General features: G+C 73.7%; 3 protein-coding genes and 2 pseudogenes. 2 read left to right on the top strand and 3 right to left on the bottom strand.

What is annotated here, in order from left to right; all coding sequences use genetic code 11:
* Nucleotides 1-303: pseudogene (locus tag ACFFNX_RS46680) on the top strand (class I SAM-dependent methyltransferase); the annotation flags it as partial.
* A 48-nt stretch (nt 304-351) separates the two neighbouring features.
* Nucleotides 352-984: a TetR/AcrR family transcriptional regulator gene (locus ACFFNX_RS46675; protein WP_378212807.1), complete on the top strand. Its 633-nt coding sequence runs from the start codon at nt 352-354 to the stop codon at nt 982-984.
* Between the two features lie 4 nt (nt 985-988).
* On the opposite strand, the gene ACFFNX_RS46670 is transcribed toward ACFFNX_RS46675, so the two are convergent.
* The 3 genes and pseudogenes from ACFFNX_RS46670 to ACFFNX_RS46660 form a co-directional block, all read right to left on the bottom strand.
* Nucleotides 989-1774 carry an SGNH/GDSL hydrolase family protein gene (locus ACFFNX_RS46670; RefSeq protein WP_378212806.1) on the bottom strand — a complete coding sequence of 262 codons (786 nt, stop codon included), beginning with the start codon at nt 1772-1774 and terminating at the stop codon, nt 989-991.
* Between the two features lie 2 nt (nt 1775-1776).
* Complete coding sequence (locus ACFFNX_RS46665) at nt 1777-2343, bottom strand: PadR family transcriptional regulator (protein WP_378212805.1); 567 nt, start codon at nt 2341-2343, stop codon at nt 1777-1779.
* Nucleotides 2344-2504: 161 nt separating this feature from the next.
* Nucleotides 2505-2941, bottom strand: a pseudogene (locus ACFFNX_RS46660) (MauE/DoxX family redox-associated membrane protein); the annotation flags it as partial.

Raw genomic sequence — 2941 nt, 5'->3', positions numbered from 1 at the left:
GATGCGGCGGGGCCGGAGTCGCTCGCCGATCCGCGCCGCGTCCGTGAGGTCCTCACCGGCGCCGGGCTCACGGACGTGTCCACGGCGCCCGTCGACGCGCCTCAGGTGTGGGGGCGCGACGCCGAGGACGCGGCCGGCTTCATCGCCGGCTGGGGGCCCGTACGCCCCGCCTTCGACCAGGTGGACCCGAGCGTCCGGTCCCGTGCGCGCCAGGCGCTGACGGCCGCGCTGCGCGCCTTCGAGAGCGACGGTGCGGTACGGCTGCGGGGAACCGCCTTGCTGATCACGGCCACGCGTCCCTGATCTTCGACGCTTCGAGGCGAGGCGCCCCGCTGGCTACGATGCGGCGTGATGTCACCGAGAAGAGCGTCCGCCCTGCGCGGCGGCGACCAGAGCCTGCGCGACCATCTGATCGCCGCCGCGGAGGCGCTCATGGCCCGGCGGGGCACCGCCGGGCTGACCGTGCGCGACATCGCCCGCGAGGCCGAGGTCGCCGACGGCGTCCTCTACAACCACTTCGCCGACAAGGAGGACCTGCTCGCCCAGGCGCTGCACGCCCACGTGAGCTCCGTCGAGCGCTCGCTGGGCGCGCCGCCGACGCGGGCCGGCGCCGGCGACGTCGAGAACAACCTGCGGGCCTACATCGAGCACGGCCTGCGGCTGCACATCGCGATCCTGCCCGCCTTCGCGGGCCTGCTCGCCCAGCCGAAGGTGCTGACGCGGTTCGCCGGCCTGCCGAACCCCATGGCCGGCGGCCGCGGCCTGCGCGCCTGCCTCGCCGACTACCTGCGCGCGGAACGCGAACTCGGCCGTCTTGCGCCGGACGGCGATCCCGAGGCCGCCGCCACCATGGTCATCGGCGCCTGCCACGAGGTCGTCCTGCCGAACCTCCTGCGCGGCGTCCCCGCCGGGGAGATCGAGATCCCGCCCGGCTTCGCCGACGGCCTGGTCGCCACGGTCCTCCGCGGCATCGGCCCGTCCTGACCTGTCAGGGCGTGCGCCCGCCGGTGGTCGCGACGGGCTCCAGCCGGGGGCGCTTGGCGGTACGGCCGTCGCCGGAGGAGCGGCCCCGGAGGCGGCGGAGGAGCCAGGGGCCCAGGAAGGTGCCGGCCCAGACGAGCTCGGTCGACAGGCGCCGCCAGATGGGGACGGGCGGCAGCGGTGGGAGGGGATCGGCCCAGCTCGCGTCGGCGCCGGGGAGCTTCAGCGTGTGGGCGGCAGCCGCGGCGATGCGGGCGTGACCGAGCGGGGTCGCGTGGATGCGGTCATCGCTCCACAGGCGGGGGTCCGTGGTGACCGGGTGGTGGAACGTGTCGACCAGGATGGCGTCGTGGCGTCCGGCCATGGCGCGGATGCGGTCGTTGAAGTCGAGGACCTTCGGGCGCAGGTGGCGCACCAAGGGGGCGATCTTGGCGACGTCGGGAAAGGTGAAGGTGACCACGGTCGCGCCGGAGGCCGTGAACGCCTCCAGCATGGCCTCCAGGTCGGTCGCCACGGCGGTGGGATCGAAGCCGGGGCGGACCAGGTCGTTCATGCCCGCCATGACGGTGACCAGATCGGGGTTCAGGGCGAGGGCCGCCTCGGTCTGCCCGGCCCTGATCTGGGCGGTCAGGCGGCCCCGGACGGCGAGGTTGGCGTACCGGAGGTCCGGCTGGTGGGCGGCGAGCGTCTCGGCCAGACTGTCGGCCCAGCCGCGATGGCCGGTCGCGTCGGTGCCGTCGCCCAGACCTTCGGTCTGGCTGTCGCCGACCGCGACATAGCGCTGGTAGGGCACGGCTACTCCGTGGAGGTTCTGGTGCGCCGGTCCAGGACGGACAGGGCCTGCCGGGCCCAGCGGGCGTTCTCGCGTTCGAACGCCAGGCCGCGCAGCAGGGTCAGGTACGGACCGACGCGGTCGGCCTCGGCGAGATGCTCCTCCTCGGTGCGGCCGTTCAGCAGGCGTGTGCGAAGACGCTCGAAACGCGCGATCTTGGCTTCGGCCCAGCTCGCGCGCTCGCGGAGGGCGTTCTTGACGGCTTCGGCGTCACCCGCGTCGACCGCTTGGACCTGGACCATGAGCTCCTCGCGGATCGCGCCGGGGCGCGGGGGCGCGGCGGTGAACTCGTGCAGGGCGCGGCGGCCGGCCTCGGTGAGGGAGAACAGCCGCTTGTCGGGGCGACGATCCTGCCGGACGAGCCGGGCCTGGATCAGGCCGTCGACGGCCATCTTGTCGAGTTCCCGGTAGAGCTGCTGGGGGGTGGCCATCCAGAAGTTGGCCACCGACGCGTCGAAGCTCTTGGCCAGGTCGTATCCGGATGCCTCGCCCTCCAAGAGCACGGCCAGGACCGCGTTGCGCAACGACATGAGCCGAGAGTAGCACCCGGATATACCCACATACACTATTAATCAACGAATTGAGTATGCCGGAAGTCGTCCCCCTGGTCCGTGAGTACGGCGCCGTCGGCCGGTTCGGCGGTGGCGCGTGCGGCGGTGACCCGCGCCCGCGGGTCACCGCCGCACACGTGTCAGGCGCCGACGGGCAACGTGGACTCGGTCGACTCGTCGACCAGGACCACGCGGATCTCCTCGGGGCTGTAGTGCCGCAGCGGCACGGCGAAGACCGCGGTGGCGGCGGTGCCCTCGTACTCGGCGGTGTAGCAGAGGATCCGCGCGTCCTCCTCGTCCCACGTCTCCCGCAGGCCCGACCGCAGCAGCGGGCCGACCTGCCGGTACGCCGGACTGGCCAGCAGCTGCTGCAGGCTGGACTCCAGCGGCATCTCGAACGACCGGTCGGCGAGCGGGTGGCGCATCCGGATCCGCAGCCGCCGCAGCGGCAGCAGCCACCGGCCGTCCGCCTCCGGAGAGAGCGCGAGAAGGACCGCCACCTCGGCGACGAGCAGGACCGCGGGGCCCGCGCCGAGCCCGCCGGCCCACCGGCCGCCCGCCTGCGTGCCCAGCAGCG

Origin of the sequence: Actinoallomurus acaciae (assembly GCF_042429965.1) — a bacterium.
Taxonomy (GTDB): domain Bacteria; phylum Actinomycetota; class Actinomycetes; order Streptosporangiales; family Streptosporangiaceae; genus Actinoallomurus; species Actinoallomurus acaciae.
This window is presented reverse-complemented; position numbering and strand designations above follow the sequence as displayed.